Origin of the sequence: Novosphingobium sediminicola, from assembly GCF_014196525.1 — a bacterium.
GTDB classification, from domain to species: Bacteria; Pseudomonadota; Alphaproteobacteria; order Sphingomonadales; family Sphingomonadaceae; genus Novosphingobium; species Novosphingobium sediminicola.
In genome coordinates this window covers 25949-50576 of sequence record NZ_JACIDX010000023.1, presented here as the reverse complement: position 1 = coordinate 50576, position 24628 = coordinate 25949, and the positions used below count along the sequence as shown (strand labels likewise).

General features: G+C 62.9%; 15 protein-coding genes. 9 read left to right on the top strand and 6 right to left on the bottom strand.

From position 1 onward, the window contains the following. The first annotated feature begins 53 nt into the window (after window positions 1–53). Genes GGR38_RS21635 through GGR38_RS21620 form a run of 4 tightly spaced genes read left to right on the top strand, consistent with a single transcriptional unit; the run spans window position 54 to window position 4892 of the window. Window positions 54–1031, top strand: coding sequence for a TauD/TfdA dioxygenase family protein (locus tag GGR38_RS21635; RefSeq protein ID WP_183628691.1), 978 nt, complete (start codon window positions 54–56; stop codon window positions 1029–1031). Further along, window positions 1028–2656 carry a thiamine pyrophosphate-requiring protein gene (locus tag GGR38_RS21630; RefSeq protein ID WP_183628689.1) on the top strand — a complete coding sequence of 543 codons (1629 nt, stop codon included), beginning with the start codon at window positions 1028–1030 and terminating at the stop codon, window positions 2654–2656. The genes GGR38_RS21635 and GGR38_RS21630 overlap by 4 nt, the downstream gene beginning before the upstream one ends. Further along, window positions 2653–3576 (top strand): TauD/TfdA family dioxygenase, encoded by a 924-nt coding sequence (locus GGR38_RS21625; RefSeq protein ID WP_183628687.1) that lies wholly within the window; start codon window positions 2653–2655, stop codon window positions 3574–3576. The genes GGR38_RS21630 and GGR38_RS21625 overlap by 4 nt, the downstream gene beginning before the upstream one ends. Continuing rightward, complete coding sequence (locus GGR38_RS21620) at window positions 3573–4892, top strand: spinster family MFS transporter (RefSeq protein WP_183628679.1); 1320 nt, start codon at window positions 3573–3575, stop codon at window positions 4890–4892. The genes GGR38_RS21625 and GGR38_RS21620 overlap by 4 nt, the downstream gene beginning before the upstream one ends. Here the strand turns inward: GGR38_RS21620 and GGR38_RS21615 are convergent. Then, window positions 4874–6814, bottom strand: coding sequence for a glycoside hydrolase family 127 protein (locus GGR38_RS21615; protein ID WP_183628677.1), 1941 nt, complete (start codon window positions 6812–6814; stop codon window positions 4874–4876). The genes GGR38_RS21620 and GGR38_RS21615 overlap by 19 nt on opposite strands. Window positions 6815–7137: 323 nt before the next feature. Between GGR38_RS21615 and GGR38_RS21610 the strand changes: the two genes are divergently transcribed. Next, window positions 7138–9051, top strand: coding sequence for a sialate O-acetylesterase (locus GGR38_RS21610; protein ID WP_246405156.1), 1914 nt, complete (start codon window positions 7138–7140; stop codon window positions 9049–9051). Window positions 9052–9060: 9 nt separating this feature from the next. Here the strand turns inward: GGR38_RS21610 and GGR38_RS21605 are convergent, their stop codons facing one another. Beyond that, window positions 9061–10113, bottom strand: a complete 1053-nt coding sequence (locus tag GGR38_RS21605; protein WP_183628675.1) for a LacI family DNA-binding transcriptional regulator — start codon at window positions 10111–10113, stop codon at window positions 9061–9063. A gap of 316 nt (window positions 10114–10429) precedes the next feature. Between GGR38_RS21605 and GGR38_RS21600 the strand changes: the two genes are divergently transcribed. Further along, window positions 10430–12004, top strand: coding sequence for an alpha-N-arabinofuranosidase (locus tag GGR38_RS21600; protein WP_246405154.1), 1575 nt, complete (start codon window positions 10430–10432; stop codon window positions 12002–12004). A 132-nt stretch (window positions 12005–12136) separates the two neighbouring features. On the opposite strand, the gene GGR38_RS21595 is transcribed toward GGR38_RS21600, so the two are convergent. From GGR38_RS21595 to GGR38_RS21580, 4 genes are all read right to left on the bottom strand, one after another. Continuing rightward, on the bottom strand, window positions 12137–14017 hold the full coding sequence (locus GGR38_RS21595; protein ID WP_183628725.1) for an NPCBM/NEW2 domain-containing protein: 1881 nt from the start codon (window positions 14015–14017) through the stop codon (window positions 12137–12139). A gap of 23 nt (window positions 14018–14040) precedes the next feature. Further along, complete coding sequence (locus GGR38_RS21590; protein WP_183628673.1) at window positions 14041–15114, bottom strand: alpha/beta hydrolase; 1074 nt, start codon at window positions 15112–15114, stop codon at window positions 14041–14043. Window positions 15115–15290: 176 nt separating this feature from the next. After that, a complete protein-coding gene (locus GGR38_RS21585; RefSeq protein WP_183628671.1) occupies window positions 15291–16313 on the bottom strand; it encodes a cupin-like domain-containing protein in 1023 nt (340 codons plus the stop codon). Window positions 16314–16315: 2 nt separating this feature from the next. Next, a complete protein-coding gene (locus GGR38_RS21580) occupies window positions 16316–16999 on the bottom strand; it encodes a SapC family protein (RefSeq protein ID WP_183628669.1) in 684 nt (227 codons plus the stop codon). Window positions 17000–17367: 368 nt separating this feature from the next. On the opposite strand from GGR38_RS21580, the gene GGR38_RS21575 reads away from it, so the two are divergent. From GGR38_RS21575 to GGR38_RS21565, 3 genes are all read left to right on the top strand, one after another. Beyond that, complete coding sequence (locus GGR38_RS21575; RefSeq protein ID WP_183628667.1) at window positions 17368–20220, top strand: TonB-dependent receptor; 2853 nt, start codon at window positions 17368–17370, stop codon at window positions 20218–20220. A gap of 73 nt (window positions 20221–20293) precedes the next feature. Beyond that, window positions 20294–21838, top strand: coding sequence for a tryptophan halogenase family protein (locus tag GGR38_RS21570; protein WP_183628665.1), 1545 nt, complete (start codon window positions 20294–20296; stop codon window positions 21836–21838). Window positions 21839–21895: 57 nt separating this feature from the next. Next, window positions 21896–24559 carry a glycoside hydrolase family 3 C-terminal domain-containing protein gene (locus tag GGR38_RS21565; protein ID WP_425497081.1) on the top strand — a complete coding sequence of 888 codons (2664 nt, stop codon included), beginning with the start codon at window positions 21896–21898 and terminating at the stop codon, window positions 24557–24559. Window positions 24560–24628: the final 69 nt, after the last annotated feature.

The window sequence follows — 24628 nt, the reverse complement described above, 5'->3', positions numbered from 1 at the left end:
CCTCGCCCTCCAATGCCACCATCCCTTTATCCCATTTTGCGGGAGGATCCCTTATGGCCACTTCCTTTTCCAGCCAAACGGCATCTGGTGCGGCCCCCGGCGTGCCCATTGTCGCCGGTCTGCCCATGCCCGAATTTCGCCATATCACGGTTGAACCGATCAGCGGGGCCTGCGGCTGCGAGATCGGCGGGGTTGACCTGCGCCAGCCCCTGCGGCCCGAAGTGCTCGACGAGATCATGCTGGCCTTTCAGCATTTCCTCGTCATCGTCTTTCGTGATCAGGATCTGACGCCGGAACAGCACAAGGCTTTCTCGCGCTATTTCGGCGAACTGACCGAATTGCCCCAGGCGCCCACCTATAATGGCGACAACCTGATGCAGGAAGTCCGCCGCGAGGCGTGGGAGCCGGTCAATGTCGTGCCCAGCTTTGAGCATTTCCACACCGACAGCCCCTTTCTGCCCCAGCCGCCCAAATGCATCGTGATGCGCGCGCTCGATTGCCCGCAATGGGGCGGCGACACCGCCTTTTCCAACGCCTATCTGGTCTATGAGCATCTCTCGGACGGAATGAAGGCGCTGCTCGACGGGTTGCAGGTGCTCTATTCGGCCAAGGATGTGTGGAGCAAAAACGATAAGCTGCCCCCGGAAAAGCGCCTGCGCCTGCGCGAGAGCCACGGGTTTACCGAGGATCAGCTGGAAAACATCCAGCCCGCGGTGCGCGTCCACCCCGAAACCGGCCGCCGCGCGCTTTTCGCCACCACCGCCTATTTCCGCCATTTCGTCGGCTGGAGCGAGGAGGAGAGCCGCGCCCTGCTCAACTATCTGCAAAGCCTTGCCCAGCATCTGCATTACCACTGCCGCGTCAAATGGCGCAAAGACACGCTGATCGTGTGGGACAACCGCTTCACACTCCATCGCGGCGTGCATGATTTCAAGCATGAGCGGCGCCATTTGATCCGAACCACCGTGATCGGCGAGCGGCCCATGGGCATTGCCGATCTGGCCGCGCGCCCGGCGGGGGAAAGGGCATGAAGGTTGGCACCGCGATTGCGCGCATCCTTAAGATCGAGGGCGTCGATGTCCTCTTCGGCTATCCGCGCAATGCGGTGCTGGAGGCCGCCGCCAAGGAGGATATCCGCACCGTCATCGTGCGGCAGGAACGCACCGGGCTGCATATGGCCGATGCCTATTCGCGCATGACGCGGGGGGCGAAGATGGGCGTCTTTGCCATGCAGCACGGGCCGGGCACGGAAAACGCCTATGGCGGCGTGGCGCAGGCTTTTTCCGAAAGCGTGCCGGTACTGGTGCTGCCGCAGGGTTATGCGCGGGCGCTGGCCCATGTGCCCGACAATTACAACGCCTGCCGATCCATGCGCGACATCACCAAGACCGCCGAGCCGATCCTGCGCGCGCAGGATACGCCCGCCATCCTGCGCCGCGCATTTACCGCCCTGCGCAACGGGCGGCGGCGGCCCGCGCTGGTGGAAATGCCGTGGGATGTGCTGGTGGAAGATGTAGGCGAGCCGCTGGATTACGCGCCGGTGGTTTCCACCCGCTATGGTCCCGATCCCGCGCAGGTGGCGGCTGTGGCGCAAAGGCTGGTAGCCGCGCCCCGGCTGGTGATCCATGCCGGGCAGGGGGTGCATTGGGCCAATGCCTATAAGGAACTGCGCGAACTGGCCGAATTGCTGGCCGCGCCCGTTTCCACCAGCCTTGAGGGCAAGAGCGCCTTTGACGAGACGCATCCCCTTGCGCTGGGTTCGGGCGGGGCGGCGATACCGGGGCAATTGCGCCATTTCCTCGACCATGCCGATCTGATCTTCGGCATCGGTTGCAGCTTTGCCCAGACTGCCTTTGGCGTTGCCATGCCCGGCCATGTGCCGATTATCCATGCAACGCTCGACCCGGCCGACATCAACAAAGGCGTGCCTTGCGAGGCGGCGCTGATCGGGGATGCGCAACTGACGCTGGCCATGCTGGTCGAGGCGGTGCGCGCGCTGCTGCCCGCCCCGCGCGACATGGCCCCCGTGGCCGAGGAAATCGCCAAAGTGGAGCAGGCCTGGATGGCCCAATGGCTGCCTTTGCTGGAAAGTGATGATGCGCCGATCAGCCCCTATCGCGTCTTGTGGGAATTGCAGCGCACGGTGGATGTGGCGGGTACGATCATCACCCATGACGCCGGGTCGCCGCGCGATCAGCTTACCCCTTTCTGGAAATCGATCACCCCGCTCAGCTATATCGGCTGGGGCAAATCCACCCAGCTTGGCTATGGGCTGGGGCTGGCGATGGGGGCAAAACTGGCCTGCCCGGACCGGCTGTGCATCAATGTCTGGGGCGATGCGGCGATCGGCTTTACCGGCATGGATTTTGAAACCGCCGTGCGCGAACGCCTGCCGATCCTTTCAATCCTGCTCAACAATTCGGCCATGGCCATCGAGCTGGACCAGATGCCCGTGGCCACGCAGCGCTATCACGCCACCGCCATTTCCGGCCATTATGCCGATTTTGCCCGCGCATTGGGCGGCTATGGCGAGAGGATCACCGACCCCGCGCAGATTGGCGATGCGATCCGGCGCGGGATCGCCGCCACGCAGGCGGGCCAGCCTGCGCTGCTGGAATTCATGACCGCCAAGGAAACAAGAGCTTCGCGGCTGTGACAGGGCTTCTGTCCCCGCAAGCGGAGCGCCCGCCCATCCGACCATTGACCACCGGGGAGGTGCAGGCTTTGCTGGATGGGCGGGACGATGATCTGGCCGATCTGCGTGATGATATGACGGCCAATTTCGCGCGCGGTCCCGGCGCTATCCTGTTGCGCGGGCTTGACCCTGCTGCGCTTGGCGAGGCGCGCTTTGCCTCGGTCCTTGCGCGGATCGGCGGCTGGCTGGGTACGCCTGCGATCCAGTCTCCACGGGGCGAAAGGCTGGCCCGTGTGGAGCGCCGGGGCGATGATCCGGCCGCGCGCGGAACCCATTCCGACCTTGAACTGCGGCCCCATACCGATCTGCATGATATTCTGGTGCTTGGCTGCTTTCGAGCGGCCGCGACGGGCGGGGAAAGCCTGCTGCTGTCGGCCCGCGATCTCTATGGCGCGATGCTGGATGAGGCGCCGCAGCATCTTCCCGCCTTGGCCAAGGGCTATTATTGGAGCACCAACCCGGCGCTGGCCTCGCGGCAAAGGCTTCGCCCCCGCCTGCCGATGCTGTTCATGCCCCAAGGCGGGCGCGGGGCGCAGGTGGCCTTCAACGGCTATTTTCTGCGTCGCGCGGCCCATGAGCGGGGCGAGGATCTGCCGCCCGTGCTGGCCGCCGCGATTGAGTGTATGGAGGCGGTGGCCGGTCGGCTGGCCGGGCGCAGCCTGTTTGACCTGATGCCGGGTGATATGCTGTTCTGGCACAATTGGAGCTGGCTGCATGGCCGCATGCCCTTTGCCGACCGGGCGGGGCATTCCCGCCTGCTTTTCCGCCTGTGGATACGCTCCGCGCTGGCCCCGCGCGCCGATCCGGGCCTGCTTGAACTGGGGCTGCGCATGGATGAAGATCACCGACTGACGGCTCAAATGGGGAGAGAGAGGCCATGAGCGAAGCCATTGCTCAGGAGAAAGAGGCAGGCTGGCCGTGGAAAGCGAGCTGGCCGCTGGCGCTGCTCACGCTGATCGCGGTTTTCAACTATCTCGACCGGGCCTTACTTGGGCTGGCTTTGCCCTTGGTCAAGCGCGAGTTCGGCGCGTCCGATACCGTGCTGGGGCTGGTGACGGGGGTGGCCTTTGTCCTGCTCTATTCGGTGCTGGGCGTGCCTATCGCCTGGCTGGCGGATCGCTATAACCGGCGCAACATCATCACCTTCGGCCTGACCTTCTGGAGCCTGATGACCGCACTGACCGGCTTTGTCGGCTCGGTCTGGCAATTGGCCATGGCGCGCTTTCTGATGGGCGCGGGCGAGGCTTGCGCCATGCCGCCGTCCAATTCGATCATCGCCGATCTGGTCCCGCCCCGCCGTCGTCCGTTGGCCATGGCCATATTCGGCACGGCCAATTCGCTGGCCTTCATCATCTTCTTTCCCATCGCCGGATGGGTGGCCCAGCATTACGGCTGGCGGGCGATGTTTCTGGCCATGGGGGCGCCGGGCATGCTGGTGGCCTTGCTCTTTATCGCCACGGTGCGCGAGCCTGTGCGGCAGAACCATGGCGGCGATGCCCGCCCGCGCGGCGGGGCGATGACGGGCGGGGCGATCCTTGGCGATGTGGCGGACCTGTTCCGCAACCGCTGGTTTGGCTGGGTGTTTCTGGGTGTCACGCTGATGGGGGCCAATGTCTGGGCGGCCGGGGCGTGGACGCCCACCTTCTTTGCCCGCGTGCATCATATGGGCCTTGCCGAGGTGGCCGGGACGGTGGGGCCGGTGCGCGGCTTTGTCGGTGCGGCCGGCGTGCTGGCGGGAGGTTTCCTGATCGATCGCTTGCCGGCCCATCGCGACAGCTGGCGCATGGCCATTCCCGCCATCGCCTGCATTCTGGCCGGACCCGCCGAGGCGCTGTTCCTGCTGGGCGATGCCCGCTCTCTCTGGCTTTCCGGCTTTGTCGCCACCAGCTTTCTTTCGCTGATCCATCAGGGGCCGATCTATGCAGCGACAATGAATGTCGTCCGGTCGGGCCAGCGCGCGCTGGCGATTTCGGTGATCCTGTTCGGGGCCAGCTTTCTGGGCAATGTCGTGGGGCCGAGCGCTGTCGGCCTGCTCAATGACAGGCTGGCGGCGGAATATGGCCCTCTGGCGGTGCGCTATTCGATGCTGATCATCGCGGTCACGCCGGTTCTGGCGGGCCTGTGTTTCCTGCGCGCCGCCTTTTTGCCGTCAGAGTCCGCCCGGCCCCGCGCCATGCCCTATCCCAGCCGCCAATAGGTCGCATAGCGTTCATGCGCGATGCGGTAATAGGGGATCAGGCGCAGGGGCTGCTGCCGGGTTGACGCAATCGTGAACTCCAGTGGCCCGGCGCCGGGGCTGATCCTGTGCGGCAGGGTTTCCGCCGGGCCGCCGATGGTGGGCAATGCAAAGGCAGTGTTGTTATATTCGCCATATTTCCTTTCATTGACAATAATATCGGCGCCGGGGGCAAGTCCCTCGCGCCCCAAGGCCCCGGCCAGAACCAGCGGGCCATAGGTGAAGGCCACGATATCGGGCGCGGTGGGGGCGCTCTGTGTCCCATGCTCCATGACCAGGCGCAGTTCGACCTCATCGCCATCGCGCCATGTGCGGGCAATTTCGATATAGCGGCCCGGTGTGGTCGAGAACTCCACCTGTTTGCCATTGACCAGCACGGCGGCGGTTCTGCTCCAGCCGGGATGGCGCAATTTGAGGCTCAGGGCTGCGGGGCGTTTCAGTTTCCAGCGCAGATGGGTCACCGGGCTTTCAGGGAAATTCGTGGTCTGAACCAGTTTCGCATCCTGCTCGTGCCAATGCAGGGCGGATGGGATGAACAGATTGACGTAAAGCGCGCGACCATCGTGGAAATAGATGGAATCGCGATATTTGACATGGTTCTCCATGCCTGTGCCCGTACAGCACCAGAAGGAATCCTCAGCGCTGTGGTATAGTTTCATATAGCCCGGTCTGGCGCCCTGAAAATAGGTGGCCATGCCGCTGTCGGGGTCTTGCGAGGCAAGAATGCCGTTATAAAGCGTGCGCTCGTAATAATCGGCATAATCGACCGAGGGATCGTTCAGGAACAAGGCCCGCGTCAGCTTGAGCATATTATGCTGGCCGCAGGTTTCCGAACCCTTGGCGGAAAACACATGCTGGTCGAAATGGGCCATGGGAAAGAAATGCTCATTGTCGCCATGGCCGCCGGTGGCAAAGGAGCGGTTATTGACCACCGTATTCCAGAAAAATTGGGCGGCATCGCGATAGGTCTGGTCGCCGGTCGCGTCATAAACCCGTTCAAAGCCGACGATTTTGGGGATCTGCGTGTTGGCGTGCAGCCCGTCGAGCTGATCGTGCCCGGCGGCCAGCGGCGTCAGGATCGCCTTGTGCGAAAAGCGCCGGGCCAGCAGGCGATAATCCTCTTTGCCGGTCATGAAATAGAGATCGGCCAGAACCTCGTTCATGCCGCCATGTTCGGTGTCCAGCATCGCCTCGAACTGCGTATCGGACAAGGGGCGGGTCGCGATCACCGCCCAGTCGGCCAGACGGATCAGCACGTCGCGCGCAAGGGCGCTGTCAGCCAGCAGCGCGGCGTCGCGTAATCCGGCAAAGACCTTGTGCAGCGTGTACCACGGAACGCCGGTGATCTTTTCCCCGCGCAGATGCGCCGCGACCAGCCCGGCCCCTTCCGGGAAGGCGCAGACAAGGCCTGTGCCGGATGCTTTCTGACATTCGGCCAGTTCGGCGGCGATATGGTCCACCCTTTGCCGGAAACGGACATCGCGCGTGGAGCGCCAGGCCAGCGAACAGGCGGACAGATAATGGCCCAGCGTATGGCCCTGACAATGGATGTCCTGCCACATCGGCTCGGATTCCCATCCGCCATAGGCGGGCGCCTTGGGCGGCAATCCGGCATTGACGCGGAAATTGTGGAGCATCCGGTCGGGCTGAAGCCGCAGGAGATAGGCCTCGGTCATCTTCTGGGCATGCAGAAAGGGGCTTTCGCCCAGTTCGACATCGGCCAGATCGAAGGGGCGCAGACGGGCTTTGCCGGGTGCGGGTATGGCAGGTTTGCTCACCGCGCCTGCCCCTGACGGCAAGAGGCCAAGTGCAATGGCCGATGTGGCGGCCGAGGTCAGTATCTCTCGCCGGGAATGTCCGGTGCAGCAGGTCGGATGGGTCAAGGCTCTCCCCCTTGTTTCTTGATTATGCAAAGTTAGCGTTATCCTATCAGGGAAAATCGATGGCTCCAAGACCCTGATTGTCAATGGGCGCCAAGCCCGAAAATGATTGCTTTCTCCCTTGCTGTTCGCGGGGGACCTTATTAAGATAGCGTTATCAAAAATGGTGGAGCGGATGTCTGATGCGCCCGCGGCTTGCCGGAAGGCCGGTTTTTGCCGCAGTTTCGCGGGTCAGCGGTGAATGGGTGCAGATTGTGTGTCGGATGGCGGCCTGTGCCCGTCTGACCGCGCCGCGACAGCCTTTCCTCCCTGACGGAGATGATGCGATGAAAATGGCTAGGTATGGGCGGCTGACTGTGATCCTTGGGGCGGCGCTGGCTGGCGGCGCGGCGCAGGCGGCCTCGCTCACCCTGTCGCCGGTGTGGAGCGACCATGGCGTGATCCAGCGCGAGGCGCCGGTGGTGGTCGGCGGCACCGCCATGCCCGGTGCCACGGTCAAGGCATCGCTCGGCGCCGCGCAGGCGCAGGCCCGCGCCGACAGGACCGGCCATTTCGCCCTGACCTTTCCCGCGCGTGAGGCGTCGGAGGTGCCGGTCGATCTGACGGTGGAGGCGGGCGGCGAAAGGCTTGTGCGCCATGATCTGCTGGTGGGCGATGTCTGGCTGTGTTCGGGGCAGTCGAATATGGAATTCCCCGTGGCGCGGGCGCTGAACGGTGGGGTTGAGGCCGCGATGTCCCGCGACCCGCAATTGCGCCTGCTGACCATCCCGCAGGCCATTTCCTTTTCCCCGCAGGGTGATTTTGCCCGGTCCGTGGCATGGCAATCGGCCGATCGCGAGAGCGTCACCGGCTTTTCCGCCGCCTGCTATTTCATGCTGCGCGATCTGCGCAAGGCGCTGAAAGTGCCGATGGGGGCGATCCATTCCAGTTGGGGCGGTTCGCAAATCCGCCCATGGCTGAGCCCCGAGGCCGGGCTGGCGCTTTACGGCAGCGCGGAGATGGCCTCGATCAAGCGCTTTGAAAGCGATCCTCTGGCCGCCGTCACCGCCTTCTCGCCGCGCTGGGAAGCATGGTATCGCGGCGCTACCGGGGGCGGTCAGCCATGGTTGCAACCCGACACGCTGAGTTGGCAGCCGGTCCCCTCGATCCAGGGCTGGCTGGCATGGGAAGGCACACCGTTGGCCGCCCAGCCGCTCGGCACGGTCTGGCTGCGTCGTCAGGTGACCCTCACCCGCGAGCAGGCCGCCGCCGGGGCTGTGCTGGCGCTGGGCGTGCTGGATGACATGGATGTGACCTATGTGAACGGGCGCGTGGTGGGCAACAGTTTCGGCTGGGATTATCAGCGCGAATATCGTCTGCCGCCCGCTTATCTGCACGAAGGCGTCAACGAGATCATGGTGGCCGTGACCAACACCTATGGCAATGGCGGCTTTGCCAGCAGCGCGGACAGGCTGGCGCTGCGCATCGCGGGTGGGCAAACCATGCCGCTGGGCGAGGGTTGGCGTTTTAGTATTTCGAGCGCGGGGGCCAATCCGCCGCGCACCCCATGGGACGCCAATGCGGGCATCGGCGTGATGTACAACCGAATGATCGCCCCGCTTGGCGCTTTCGCGCTGAAAGGTGCGGTGTGGTATCAGGGGGAAAGCGATGTCGATACGCCCGACTATGCCGATCGCCTGAAAGCCTTGATCGCGGGATGGCGGCGGCAATTTGGCGCGAAATTGGCGGTCGAGATTGTGCAACTGGCCAATTACGGCCCGGTGCGCCAGACGCCCGGCGCGTCAACATGGGCCGCGCTGCGCGATGACCAGCGTCGCGTCGCCGCCGATGATCCGCAGGCCTCTCTGGTCAGCGCCATCGATATTGGCGAGCGCACCGATATTCACCCCGCCAACAAACCCTTGCTGGGCAAGCGCCTGGCTCTGGCCGCGCGTGGGGTGGCGATGCCCATGCCTGTGGAGGCGCGGCGCGAGGCGGGCGGCCTTCGCATCCGTTTTTCCGGCATCGAGGGCGGGTTGCAGGCATGGAGCGCGCCCGGCCCGATTGGTTTCGAACTGTGCAATGGCGCGGGGCAATGCCGCTATGCCGCCGCGCGCACGGATGGCGACAGTGTGGTTCTGGCCGATGATGGCAAGCCGGTGGCGCAGGTGCGCTATGCCTGGGCCGACAGTCCGGTGGTCAACCTGTTTGACGTGCGCCAGATCCCGGTGCCGGGCTTTGCCCTGCCCGTTGCGCCGTGAAAGGGGGCGTCAGACAGGAGGAGGGCCGTCGGATTCGCGCTGGATGAACGTATAGTCCAGCGAGACATGGCGCGGCTTGCGCGGCTGTTTCTGGCGCTCCAGCCGGATGCCCTGCACCAGCAGGTCGATGGCGTTTTCGGCCATTTCGCGGATCGGCTGGCGGATGGTGGTCAATTCGGGCCAGATGGTGGAGGCCAGCGCCGTATCGTCAAAGCCGCATACGGTAAGGTCGCCCGGCACATCCAGCCTCATGCGATGGGCCGCCGCTACGCAACCGGCGGCCATATCGTCGTTCGAGGCAAAGATCGCGGTGGGCCTCTCCTTCATCGCCAGCAGTTTGGCGGCCGCATCCATGCCCGAACGATAGGTGAATTCCCCTTGCTGGATCAACGCCTCATCCACCGGCACCCCGGCATTGAGCATACTGTCGCGGAAACCGGCCAGACGCAGCGCGCTGACCGATTGCGCCGGATTGCCGATGATAAAGCCGATGCGCCGATGGCCCAGCGCCAGAATATATTTCGTCATGTCCAGCGCGGCCTGATAATCGTCGATCATCACCGCGCCGTGATGGGCGGCGGCCTGGCCCGGGCCGATCAGCATTGCATGGGCCCGCAGCCGCCGCAGCAGCGCCAGCAATTCGGCATCATCGCTGAGCGGCGGCGGCAGGATGAAACCGTCAATGCCGCTGGCGGTCAGCTTGTTGATCAGCGCTTCCTTGTCCTCGCCCACATCGCAGCGTTCGATCACAAGATGCGCGTCGAGACGGCTGGCCGCGTCCATTCCCCCGATCAGCAATTCGGTCAGATAGGCCGCCGAAGGGTTTACATAGAGCAGCGCGAGCCGGATCTGCGACACGCCCGCCAGACTGCGCGCGGCCTTGTTGGGCGCATAATCCAGTTCCTTGATCGCGGCCTCGACGGCCACCCGCGTATCCTCGCGCACGCCGCTGCTGCCATTGATGACGCGGCTGACGGTCATCGGCGAACATTGGGCCAGACGGGCAACGTCATTGACAGTGGGGCGGCCGGATTGGCGGCGGCGCAGGCGAGGTTCTTTCATGTCATACTTATCCTTTCGGGATATTTGGCGCGAGCCCTCGCGCAATGCAACATGAGATGCACGACCGGCACGATTGGGGCTTGCGCCGCCGGAGGGTTTTGTTAAAGTTAGCGCTATCAATAGTCGGACGAAACGACACTGGCCGACATCGGCAAATACTGAGAGGCATAGCTGCGCAGCAGCATGGGCAGATGAGCATGGCGTTTTGCGAAAGAGAGCGATCCTTGATTGCATAATGCTTTGTCGGCCCGTGCCGATTGGGCGCCGAGCCAAAAAATCAAAAGTCCTTTTGGGGAGAATGCTTGTGGAAAAGACCATGATGCGCGCCGCTTTGCGCTCAGCCTTTCTGGCCGGGGCGGGCGCGGCTCTGATGGCGGGAGGCCCGGCCATGGCGGGTGCGCCGGTGGAGGTGACGGTGGAGGCCGCCAGGCCGGGAGATGTCATCGATCGCAATATTTTCGGCCAGTTTGCCGAACATCTCGGCTCGGGCATCTATGGCGGCATTTGGGTGGGCAAGGATTCGCCCATTCCCAATGTGCGCGGCATCCGCTCCGACGTGGTGGCCGCGCTCAAGGCCATCAAGGTGCCCAATGTGCGCTGGCCCGGCGGTTGTTTTGCCGACGAATATCACTGGCGCGACGGCATCGGTCCGGCCGACAAGCGCCGGGTTCAGGTCAACACCAATTGGGGCAGCGTGCCCGAATCGAATGCCTTTGGCACGCATGAATTCATGGATTTTGCCGAGCAGATCGGCGCCGACCCCTATGTTTCGGTCAATGTCGGATCGGGCAGCCCCGCCGAGGCTTCGGCATGGGTGGAATATATGACCGCCGAAAAAGACACCACGCTGGCCAAGGAGCGCGCCGCCAATGGTCATGCTGCGCCGTGGAAATTGCCGCTGCTGGGCATTGGCAATGAAAATTGGGGCTGCGGCGGGGCCATGTCGGCCGACCATTATGTCGAGGAAATGAAGCGATTCACCAACTTCATCCGCAATTTCAACCCGGCCCAGCGCGAAAAGGACAAGATGAAGCGCATCGCCGTGGGCTGGGATGGGGGCAAGTTGGATTACACCGAAGAGGTGATGAAGGCGTGGAAGGGCCATGTCTACAGCTGGGACATCGAGGGCATCTCGCTGCACAGCTACACCATCGGCGGAGCATGGCCGCCGCATCGGGTGGCCACAGGCTTCGGGCTGGATGACTATGCCGCCGTCATCAAGGATACGCTGCGGATGGATCAGTTGATCACCACGCAGACCGCCATCATGGACAAATATGATCCGGCCAAGAAAGTGTTTCTGGCCGTGGACGAATGGGGCGCGTGGCTGACGCCCACGCCGGGCACCAATCCCGGTTTCCTGATGCAGCAGAACAGTTTGCGCGACGGCATCCTGGCCGCGATCAACCTCAATATCTTTGCCCGTCATGCCGACCGGGTAAAGGTGGCCAATATCGCCCAGATGATCAATGTGCTCCAGTCCATGATCTTCACCGATGGCGCCAAGATGGTGCTGACGCCCACCTATCATGTCTATCGCATGTATGTGCCGTTTCAGGATGCACGCTTTGTGCCGGTGAAATTTGCCGCGGGCGAATATGTGCGCGGCGCGGTCGCCATGCCGAAACTGGACGTGATGGCGGCGCGCGATGCGCAGGGGCATCTCTGGCTTTCGCTGGTCAATATCGACCCCGAAGCGTCCGCCAGCATCCATTTGTCGGGCTATAAGTCGGCCACGGGCGATGTCCTGACCGCGCCCAAGGTGGACAGTGTGAACACGTTTGACGCGCCCGCCGTGGTCGCGCCCAAGCCGGTTTCGGTGAAGGGCAGAGCTGGCGGTCTGACGCTGGAGCTGCCCGCGCGTTCGGTCACGGTGGTGCGGCTGGATTGAGGACAGGAATAGGCGTGGATCTGGGTCCACGCCTGCGGCGGCTGCGCTTCCCTCACCTGTGGCCGCCGCAATAACAGGAAAGGCCCGATGCGTGATCCGCGCATCGGGCCTTTTTCGGATTGGGCCAAAGGATCAGTGCTCAAGCGCGGCCGCGCCCCATGTTACCGTTACATTCTGCAGATCGCCGCGATCGCCCCGCGCCACCAGTTCGATGATGCGCGAGCCTTCCACCTGCGCGTTCAGGGCCACCGGCTGGTCGCCGCGCTTCATCCATCCGCTGCGCGCCACGCTGCGGCCATCGGCAAAGACTTCGAAACGCACGCGCGCACCGGGTGACAGGGCGGAATCATCGACGCCCACTCTGGCCGCAAAGCTGCGATAACCGGCATTGCGCACCTCCAGCCGCGAATTGGCCAGAGCGCCGATTCCGCTGGAGAAATTGACCCCGCCGATGCGCAGGCTCATGCCATAGGGCGTGGCATCGGCCCGCGCGCCGCCCCATCCGCCATAGATCGGATGTTCGCCATCGCCGCGCGTGTTCCGCCAGGGCAGCAGGCCGCGATGCACCATCGGGTCGGCCATCGGTTCGACAATGCCGTCCACCGCCGGGTTCACACTGCCCGGCATTTCGGAGAGATAGAGGCCGCCCGGATGCGCCCTTGCACCCGAAACCCGGAACACCAGCGTCTGATGCCCGGCCAGATGAAGGTTGACCTCCTTGGTGAAACGGCTCTGCGCCCCGGTCCACAGGTCGGTCAGGTCGATCCCGCTGTCTTCGCGCAATTTGAGATGGGCGGCGGTGAGTTTGACATCAATCGGCCCGCCCGTGCGGTTGAGCAGCGCGACCGCCTTGCCGCCATCGGCCAGAGTTTTCACAAAAATCTGCGCGGTGTCGCCATCATAGGCCAGCACGGCCTGATTACCGCCCGCATCCTGATTGAGCGCGATCAGCGCGCTGTTGCCCAGAATGGAGAGCAATTCTGGCGTTGCCTTGCGCATGTCATAGCCGATGATCAGCGGCGCGTTGAGCATCGCCCAAAGCGCCATATGCGAGCGGGCCTCCTGAATATGTCCCGTGTCGAACTCGCCCGTGCCGACATAGAGCATGTCGGGATCATTCCAGCTGTTGGGATGAGCGTAAAGCTCGCGCCGGGATGCGGAATCGAGATTGTGCAGCATCCGCTCCCAATTGGGCGAAATATCCTCGCTGGTGCGCGACATATTGCCCAGCTCCTTGGCCCAACTGCGCACATCGGCCGCGCCCCACAGACAGATGGAGAGCACATAATCATTGGCAGGCCGTGTGCGTGCCAGCGCCAGACCCACCCGCCGATACAGATCGCGCACAGCCGGAATATCGGTGCGCGAGAGGTTTTCATAATCCACCAGCGGCCCCAGCGCGCGATATTGGCCCGAGGAGACCAGTTTGTTTTCCGGTGACATGGCGCGGATGCCGCAACCGTCGATCTTGATGAGATCAAAGCCCCATTCGCCCATCATCAGGCCGATGTCCTGATCGATATGATCGTAAAGGCCCACTTCGCGCTCGGCCACATTGCCCTCGGGCTGGCCCTTGAAATCGGCGGTATAGGCCTGACCGCAGGAGTTGCGGCCAATGTCGGAATAGATGCCCGCCTTCAGCCCCATCCCATGCAGCCGGTCGGTCAGGGGGCGAAAGCTGGTGTTGCCATCGCCCGTCTGCGCCGAGGGGAAGGCGGCGGTGCGGATCAGCAGGCGCCCGTCGCTCTGGCGCCGTTTCAGCCACCAGCCATCGTCAATATCAACATAGCGATAGCCCTTGGCCGCCAGCCCGCTATCGACCAGCGCCTTGGCCGCCGCCATCAGCTTTTCCTCGTCAATATCGCTGTTGAAAGCGTTCCAACTGTTCCAGCCCATCGGGGGCAGGGGGGCCTGACCGCGCGCGGTGACGCTCCATTGCCCCGTCGGGGCCAAGGGATCGGTTCGGGCCGGGGCTGCGTGGAGTCCGGTTCCAATCAGGCTGGCGGCCAGCATCAGGCTGGTTTTCACCGCGCGGCTCACGGGCGTTTTCCGGACACGAGATGCTGGCTGAAGAAGGGCACGACCTGCTCCTGAAAACGGAAGGCGACGCGGTTGGTGTGATCGCCCTCATAGATGGTGAAACTGTTGGCGATGCCATAGCTGTCCAGCACATCGTGCAGCCGGGCTGTGTCGGCCTTCAGACCGTCCCTGTCGCCCACATCCATGGCGATGGCGGCATAGCGGCGTAACTGGCCAATATATTGATCCACAAAGGAGAGCGGGGCATTGGCGGCCCATTTGGCCAACACATCCTCGCGCGGTTTGTAGTCGCCCGCCGGACCGGCGGCCATGGGCAGATCGAGGTAGAGCGGCGGATTTTTGGGGTTGGGCGACCATGCGGCGGCGGCGGCCAGCATGCCGCGCTGGGCCCAGGGCAGACCCGCCGAATCCGCCGGGGATTTCATGGTCGCATAGGCCTGCATCGCCTCGGGCGAGACGCCGAACAAGCCGCGCGCCGAAAGACAGCAGGGGCTCATCAGATAAAGCGCGCCAAACACATCGGCATGTTTCATCCCGATCCGGCTGGCGCCATAGCCGCCCATCGAATGGCCGATCAGGCCGCGACTTTCGCGTCGGGCGATGGTGCGGTAATGCGCGTCGATATAGGCGACCAGATCGCGCGAGATGAAGGTCTCGAAATCGCCCGTGGTGGCCGAACTGGAATACATCGAGCCATTATGCGCGGTCTTGCTGTCGGGAAAGACGAAGATCATCTCCTGCGCGCCCTGTGCATAGGCGTTTTCGATGACCTGCGGCACATGGATTTCGCCGGTCCATTGGCGCGCGCCGATGGAATAGCCATGCAGCGCATAGACCACCGGATAGCGCCGGTTCCTGTCGCGGCCATAGCTGGGCGGCAGCACGACCAGCACTTCGCGCTCGGCGCTATCGCCTTCCAGCGCATGTTCGAGCGCGGGGCCGTGTACGGTAATGGTCTGCACCGTGGTGGCAGGGGCGCCGGCGATGGCTGCCGGGGCGGCGGTATTGACCTGTGCCTGCACGGGCGCCGTCATCAGCGCGAGCGTGCACAGCAGGGCGGAGCGTTTCATGGGCTTCTCCCGATTTGTCTGTTTAGTGCTTTTTGTGCCCCGCCCGACGTCATCCCAATAGAATGATGAGAATAAAGGCAGTGGGGGCGAATCATCGCGGTATCGGCATCGGCAAAGGCGAATACGGATGATTTATAATCAGACTAAATAACGACGCGCTTCTGTCAAGCGGATGCTTATTGTCCGCGCAGGGCGCGCATGATCATCGCCCGGATCTGGCCATAGCCGCCCCCGGCCAGATCGCGCAGCACGCCCCGCTTTTCCTCCGGCAAATGGGCCAGCGGATGCCCGTCGGGCCGAAACACGAAATGGTCGAAATAGGCGCGAAAGGCTTCCCGGTCCGCCTGCGGCCTCTCGCCCAGCGTGATCATGGCAAACAGCATGGCCAGCATCGGCGCATCCGGCCCTATGGCAAAGGCGTCCCACCAGAAATTGGCCATGATGTTGAAAGGCGCGGTGGCCTCGACCTGATGCCACCATAATTTGGGCAGATAGAGCGCATCGCCCGGCTCCAGGTCCACCACCAGTTTGCGCGACTCGGCGCGGGCAAAGCGGGGATAGCGTTCGGGGTGATTGCAATCCCCGGCCGCCATGCTCACTGGCTGGCCCGCCAGTGTGAAATCAATCGGGCCGACATAAAGATCGCCGATCGCATCGGGCGGATAAAGCGTGAAGCGTCGTCGCCCCGCCAGTACACAGGCAAAATTTTCATAGCCATCATAATGACATGCCACATGCGAGGCATTGCCGATCCAAAGCCGCATTGCCACGCCCTGCGGCACCAGAGCGGGCTGATGCTGGGCAGTCATGCCGGGCAAATAGGCCGGGGCGACCAGCGATCCCAGATAGGCCGAGGGCAGGGCGGGATCGGCCGCGCAGTCCAGCATGCGCTGCAGGGCTTCGTCGATGCTCATCTCGACTCGCTCGAAATTGAACCCGTCGAGGCCGTCGCGATAGAAATAACGCCCTGCGATGGCCGGATCGCCCAGCATCACCTGCGGTCGCTTTCCGCCGTCATGCTGGCGCAGATAGTCGCAGGCGGCAAGGTCGGAAATCCGGGCCGCGCGCCGCAGCGGCCAGTCCTGAGCATAGCCGCGAATCACCACCGGTTCTCCGGCCATCGCCACCGTTTCGCGAAACCGCGCCGGGTCGGACAAGGCAGGGTCTTCGGCGGCCCATTCGCGCAACCGGGCCGCCATGCTCAGGCGCCCACCAGTCGTTCGTTGCGGCGGCGCGCCAGCACGGCCACCTGTTGCAGCGAGCCGCGAATGGTCAAGGCGACCTGCAGCCAGCCCTTGCGGAATAGTCGGAGGATATCTTCATCGGCCAGAGCGTTGAGCGCGTCGCCGCTGATCGTATAGAGCCCTTCAAGCGACACCTTGGCGCCATCGTCGAAATTGAGCGTGATATCGACCGGTTCGATGATGTGCAGCCGCAGCATTTCATCGATAAATGCTTGTGTTGGTGGGGTTTGTTGCACCATCACACCCACCGCGCGTTGGATCAGGCGCATTTCGTCGCTGGGGTTGCCATCGGCGTCGAACAGCGAGATCGTGCCGCCCGGCGCAAAGCGGGGATCTGCCAAATCCACCACAATATCAGTATTATCGGCAAAAAAGCCCTGACGCTGGATATTGCAGGGCAGAAACGCGGCATTGGCTTCATTGGCCCCTTCGACCAGCACTTCGCCTGCGGCAAAGCCGAAAAGGGCGCCCAGTCCGAACCGGCCAGTTTCGGGGCTTTTGGCAAAGAAGAGCGGACAACATGAAGCCGCTTTTTCTGCTTCAATCAACGTAATCTGGACAAAATGGGGATGGGCTCCTGTCATTGGATGAATACGCAGATCGCGATGGGCCACGCTGTTGAGCGCTTCAAGTTTTTCCACCAATTTCCTCTCCCTTCGTTTACGCTAACTATGCGGGAAAGCGGTGCAATCGGGCAAGCAGACTTTGCAGTTATGCCCATTTTGCTCGCTTTATGTGTGTGTAATTCGCAACACCATCTACGCTCGACGATTACCCAGACTAATTGGGCTTGATAGCGCTACCTAACTTCGCTAGAGGCAGAGTGCAAGGTGACGATACAGCACCGGCTGGAGAGTGAATTGCCAGGCAAGCAGGCCGTGTCGAACGGCTGTGTCCATGATTCAGCAGGAATCCGCAGACAATCCGGCAAGAGGGTCGGCGGGAAAATGCGCAGGTGTCATCGCCCCGGGCGGGGGAGCCGCCAGAACAGACTTCAAGGGGAGAGGATATGGCAAAAACATTAGTTTCAAAGTGGTTGATCGCCGGCGGCATGGGCGCGCTGGCGGTTGCCATGGCCGCGCCGGCTTATGCGGCAGAGCCCAATGCGTCGGATCCCGAAATTATCGTTACCGGTATTCGCGGCTCGCTTCAGCGCAATATGGATATCAAGCGCGCCGCATCGGGCGTGGTGGACGCGATTTCGGCCGAAGATATCGGTAAATTCCCCGATTCGAACGTGGCCGACTCGCTCCAGCGCCTGCCGGGCATCTCGATCCAGCGTTCGGGCCAGCGCGGCGAGGCCAATGGCGTGACCGTTCGCGGCTTTGGCGGCGATTTTAACGATACCCAGTTCGATGGTCGCCACCTGTCGACCGCTTCGGGCAATCGCGGGGTGGATTTCACCACGATCGGTTCCGATTTCGTCAGCCGGATGAGCGTCTACAAGACGCCCGACGTGACGCTGGGATCGAGCGCCATCGGCGCGACGCTGGACGTCAGCCTGCCCAAGCCGTTTGATCGCACCGGTTTCCAGATGGCGGCCAAAGCCTCCGGTTCGGTGCAGGACCGCAATGGCAAGGTGGTGCCTTCGGGCGGGCTGTTGCTGAGCAATACATTTGCCGATGATAAGGTGGGTCTGCTTGGCTATGTGGCCTATCGCCGCGCCGACACTACGTCCAATCAGGTCTTCATCCCCGGCTGGATCGGCAAGCAGTTCAACACCTGTCAGGTCAATGCGGCCTGCACAGATGCCCAGCTTTCCAATGCGGCCAACTGGAGCAAGGTGGGCTGGTTCCCCCAGCAGATCGGCGCCAATCAGGTCTCCACGCAGGATGAACGCATCGATGGCCGCATCGCCTTCCAGTGGCAGGCCAATGACAAGCTGCTGCTGACCATTGACGACAATTTCAGCCGTCAGGTCATCCATTCGCAAAGCTATGGCTATGGCGCGTGGTTCAACGGCGATGACCTGCGCAATGTGAAGTTTGATGCCAACGGCACAGTCACCGATTTCAACCAGTTCGGCACGCCGATGGACTTCAACGCGGGCATTCAGCGCACGATCAACCAGACCAACATGGTGGGCGCCAACCTGAAGTGGGAAGCGACCGACAATCTGAAGTTCGACTTTGACGCCGCCCTGTCGCGCTCGGTGCTGAATCCGGGCAACAACGGCTATAATGACAATATGGACATCGGCTATGGCGGCAGCAATGTCGATCCGAATGGCTCCTTTGTGTCCACGCCCTGCACCAATGGCGTCTGCACCCGCTATTCCACCATTCTGGGCGCCAACACCGGCGCGACCATGATGGGCAGCAGCGCCAATTACCTGCCCAGCATCCATGATGTTGGCCCGGCGGGCAATGCGGCGGCCTTCACCAATCAGGCTCTTATCGGCAACCACGTGATCGTGCGCGGCGCGAACTATTACACCGATCTGGTCAAGCAGTTCAAAGCCGGGGGCAGGTGGCAGCAGGACAATCTGAAGATTGATTTCGGCATCCGCTATTCGGAAGACAAGTTCCATCAGGAAAGCCAGAACACCTTCGTCAACGGCACTTTCGCCCGCTATGCCGGTTATGGCGCGCCCTCGGGCCGCACCGGTTCGATCGCGCCGCTGCCTGCCAGCATCTATCAGGGGCTGATCAATACTTCGGGTTTCATTCCCGGCTATTCGGGCAATGTGGCGCCCGCGCTCATCAAGTATGACCCCTATGCGGTCTACAAGCTGCTTGATCCCACGGGTGTGGGCACGGCGCCCGCCTTTGATCCCAGCACGGTGCTGGGCGTGAAGGAACAGACGTGGGCCGGTTGGTTCAAGGTGGCGATGGATGCCGAACTGGCCGGGATGCCGTTCCACTTCTCGGCGGGCCTGCGCGATGAATTCACCCATCTTGAGGCTTCGGCCATCGGCACGCTGCCGGCCAATCTGATCACCGTGACGACCGACCCCACGCTGATCACGGTGGGTTCGTACACGCCGCAGCAGGCGATCATCAAGACCACCAACTACAACTATCTGCTGCCCAGTTTCGATGCCAAGCTGGAGGTGACCTCCAAGCTGACGCTGCGCGCCGATGCCTCGCGCACGCTCACGCGCCCTGCGCTCAGCTATCTCAAGCCGAACATCACGCTGGGCACGATGCGCAAGGGCAGCCTTGCCGCATCGGGCGGCAATGCCAGCCTCAAGCCCTATCTGTCGGATAATTTCGACGTTGCGGCCGAGTATTACTACAAGAAGAACTCGTATTTCGCGGTCAACGGCTTCCTGAAGTATATCTCGAACTTCATCGTGGGCGGGGTCAGCACCCAATCGATCAACGGCGTGACCGATCCCTTCACCGGGCAGACTGCCCAGTTCCAAGTCAACGGCAAGATCAACGGGCCGGACGGCGTGGTCAAGGGGGTGGAAATCGCGTTGCAGCACGTGTTCGGCGATAGCGGCTTCGGCTTCAACGCCAATGCCACGCTGGTCAAGACCAATCGCAATTTCGACACATCCGATATTTCGGGTGCGGCCTTTGCGATCACCGGCCTTGCCAATTCGGCCAACTTTGTCGGCTTCTATGACAAGCATGGCATTCAGGCCCGTGTGGCCGTCAACTGGCGCGACAGCTATCTGCTGACGCTGGGCCAGACGCAGGGCGGCACCTTTGGCGCCGAACCGGTCAATGTGAACCAGCAAGTTCAGGTCGATGCCAGCGCCAGCTATGACTTCACCAAACAGGTGACGGTCTTTGTCGAGGGCACCAACCTCAACAATTCGACCTACAGCACCTATGGCCGTTGGTCGAACCAGCCGCTTGATACGTGGTCCTATGGCCGCCGGTTTGTTTTCGGCGCCCGCTTCCACTATTAATCGGACATAAGGCAAAGGCGGCGCCGGGGTTTCCGGCGCCGCCCGCCATCATAACAAGCATCGGAGCAGGGGAATGGTTCACGCGGTGCGCAATGTGGTGATTGTGGGCGGGGGCACGGCCGGTTGGCTGACCGCCGCGATCATTGCCGCCCGGCATCAGGGGCGGATACCCGCAGATTTCACCGTGACGCTGGTGGAATCGCCGGATGTCCCGATCATCGGCGTGGGCGAGGGCACATGGCCGACCATGCGCCAGACCCTGAAAAAGGTCGGTGTTTCGGAAACCGACTTCTTCCGCGAATGTGACGCCGCCTTCAAACAGGGCGCGCTTTTCGCCAAATGGACCACCGGCGCCCCGGATGACGCCTATTACCATCCGCTCGTCCTGCCCCAGCGCTTTGGCCAGATGAATCTGGTGCCCCATTGGCTGGCCGCAGAGAGCAACGAGAGCTTTTGCGACGCGGTCTGTCCGCAGGGGCAGGTGTGCGATCACGGTCTTGCGCCCAAGACCGTCAGCACCGCTGAATATGAGGCGTTGACCAATTACGCCTATCATCTGGACGCGGGCAAATTCGCCCCCTTTATGCAGCGCCATTGCACGCAAAAGCTGGGCGTGCGTTATGTCCCCGCCGATGTGCAGGATGTGATCCAGCATGAAAACGGCGATATCAAATCCATTGTGACGATGCAGGCGGGCGAGATCGAGGGCGATCTTTTCATCGACTGCACCGGCACGCATGGCCTCCTGCTGGACCGCACGCTGGGCGTGGGTTTCCGCGATTGCAGCGATATTCTGTTTTGCGACACGGCATTGGCGGTGCAGGTGCCCTATCCCGCGCCTGATACGCCGATTTCCACCCACACGATTTCCACCGCCCAGTCGGCGGGCTGGATCTGGGACATCGGCCTGCCGACGCGGCGCGGGGTGGGTCATGTGTTTTCCAGCCGCCATATCAGCGATGATGAGGCCGAGGCCGAATTGCGCGCCTATCTGGGGCCACAGGGCAAGGATCTGCCCGCGCGCAAGATCAGGATCCGGGCGGGCCATCGCGAGACCTTCTGGAAGCGCAATTGCGTGGCCGTGGGCATGGCGGCGGGTTTCCTTGAACCGCTGGAGGCTTCGGCCATCATGCTGATCGAGCTGTCCGCCAAGCTGATTGCCGAACAGATGCCCGCCAACCGCGAGGTGATGGACATTGTGGCCGACAGGTTCAATGAAAAAACCCATTACCGCTGGGGCCGGATCATCGATTTCCTGAAACTCCATTATGTGCTTAGCAAGCGGCGCGACACCGCTTTCTGGCGCGACAACATGGACCCGGCCAGCATCCCCCAGCGGTTGCAGGATCTGCTGCGTCTCTGGCGCTATCAGCCGCCGTGGTTCCATGACGAATTCGACCGGGTGGACGAGGTGTTCCCGCCTGCCTCCTATCAATATGTCCTCTATGGCATGGGTTTCCGCAGTGAGGTCGAGCGCGGGCATCTGCGGCCCGAGGCGCACGAGGCCGCGCGCGCGCTGCGCGAAAACCGCGATATGACGCAAAAGCTGCTTTCGCGCCTGCCGCGCCATCGCGATCTGATTGAAAAGATAGCCCAATACGGACTTCAGCCGGTGTGATCGCCCGGGCGCCATGTCGGCGCCCCGCCATCCGATCATGCCTCAGGGGAGAATTGTGTGTCCAATTTTCTGAATGCCTCGCGCGTGCCCGTTTCGCGCGCCACTCTTGCCGCCGCCCTGCTGCTGGCCCTGCCGCAGACGTCTTTGGCCCAAAGCGCAAGTCCGGTGGCGCAGGCCGACAAAATGGCCGCTGATCTGGTGGGCAAGCTGACCACCGAGGAAAAGGTGGCGCAACTGGTCAATGTGGCCCCGGCGATCCCGCGCCTGAATATCCCGGCCTATAACTGGTGGACGGAAAGCCTGCATGGCGCGATCGGCGCGGTACCCACCACCAATTTCCCCGAACCTGTCGGCCTTGCCGCCACGTTCAACGCGCCGCTCATCCATGATGTGGCGCGCACGATCAGCGTCGAGGTCCGCGCCCTCCACACGCTGGGCCGCGAAACCGGCCATCTGGGCAAGATCGGCACCGGGCTGGATACCTGGTCGCCCAACATCAACATCTATCGCGATCCGCGCTGGGGCCGGGGACAGGAGACCTATGGCGAGGACCCGTTCCTGACCGCGCATATGGGCGTTGCCTTTGTCACCGGGATGCAGGGCGACAATCCCGACCTGCCCGATGTGGTGGCCACGCCGAAGCATTTTGCCGTGCATTCCGGCCCGGAATCCACGCGCCATGCGGCCAATGTCTTTGTCTCGCGCCATGATCTTGAGGACACCTATCTGCCCGCCTTCCGCGCCGCGATTGTCGAGGGGCACGCCGGCTCGATCATGTGCGCCTATAACCGCATCGACGGCCAGCCCGCCTGCGCCAGCAATGACCTATTGAAGGACCATCTGCGCGGGGCATGGGGCTTTACCGGCTATGTTGTTTCGGATTGCGATGCGGTGGTCGATATTGCCGACCATCACAAATATGCCACCGATCCGGCCGCAGGCGTGGCGGCGGCTTTCCGCACCGGCGTCGACAATGAATGCCACACCGGCACCATCGGCGAGGCCAAGGGGCTGGGTGATCGCTATATGGCCGCGCTCAAGCGGGGCTTGCTGACCGAAGCTGATCTCGACCGCGCGCTGGTCCGCCTGTTCTCGGCCCGCTATCGCAATGGCGACCTGCCGGGCCTTGCCGCGCGCCAGCTCTCGATGGTGCCGGTCAGCGCCATCGGTACGCCGCAAAACGGCGCGCTGGCGCTGAAAACGGCGACGCAGAGCATGGTGCTGCTCAAGAATGACGGATTGCTGCCGCTGCGCCCCAATTCGAAAATCGTGGTGGTGGGGCCGCTGGCCGATGCCACGCGTGTGCTGCGCGGCAATTATTCCTCGGCGGCCAGCGCTCCGCCGGTCTCGGTGCTGGACGGCCTGCACCGCGCTTTCCCCAAGGCGACCATTGTCCATGTGCCGTTCTCGTCCTCGATCACCGATGGCGATCTGGTGCCTGATGGCCATTTCGTCACGCCCGACGGCAAGCCGGGCCTGCGCGCGGCCTATTACAATGTAATGGACCCCAACGCCCCGCGCGGCGAGCGCAAATTCGCCGCCAAGCCGGTGGTGACCCGCATCGAGACCAACCTGTCGACCAAGGCTTCGGAACTGAAGCAGGTGGCCGACGCCTACAAGGTTGTATGGGACGGCTATTTCGTAGCGCCGGACACCGGCACCTATCGCCTTGCCGTCACGGCGGTGAAGGGCGCCATCGATATCGACGGCAAGCCGACGGTCAAATCCGACCGCTACTCGCTGTGGGGCGAGCGGCCCGAATTTGTCGATGTCGATCTGAAAAAGGGTCAGCGCTATAAAATGCATTTCGACATGGAGGGCGGCGGCGCGGCCTCGCCCGGCATGTTCTGGAAACGGATTTCGCATGACACCTATGGCGACATGGCCCGCGCGGTGAAGGATGCCGATGTCGTGCTGGCCGTGGTGGGGCTGACCGCTGAGCTGGAAGGCGAGGAAATGCCGATCAAGATCGAGGGCTTTGACGGGGGCGACAAGACCTCGCTCGAACTGCCCGCCGATCAGCGCGAATTGCTGGCCAGGGCAAAGGCTTGGGGCAAACCGCTGGCCGTGGTGACGATGAACGGCAGCCCGATCAATCTGGGCTGGGCCAAGGACAATGCCAATGCCATTCTGGAGGCTTGGTATCCGGGCCAGTCGGGCGGCTTGGCGGTGGCCGACGTGCTGTCGGGCGCGGCCAATCCGGCGGGGCGTCTGCCTTTGACCTTCTATCGCGATGTCAAGGATCTGCCGCCCTTTGACGATTATTCGATGCAGGGCCGCACCTATCGCTATTTCACCGGCACCCCGGTCTATGGTTTCGGCTATGGGCTGAGCTATACCAGCTTTGCCTATTCCGCGCCGCAGATCGCGCCGGTGGATGGCGAGGCCGCCAAGGGTATCCGCGTGACCGCGCAGGTGCGCAACACCGGCGCGCGCGATGGCGACGAGGTGGTGCAGCTTTATCTCAAGGTTCCGCAATTGCCCGGCGCGCCGCGCATCGCCCTGCGCGGGTTTCAGCGCGTTTCGCTCAAGGCCGGTGAAAGCCGCCAGATTACGCTGGACCTCTCGCCCCGCGATCTGTCGGCGGTGACGGCCGATGGGCGGCGTCAGGTGCTTGCCGGGCATTACCAGCTCACCCTTGGCGGCGGCCAGCCCGACAGCGGCCTGCCCGGCGTTGCGGGCGAATTCGATGTGGCCAAATCGACCGATCTTCCGCTTTGATCCCCCCGCTCAATCCCCCGGCGACCCAGGGGGGACGACTGAAGGGCCGGCAGCGCAATGCTGCCGGCC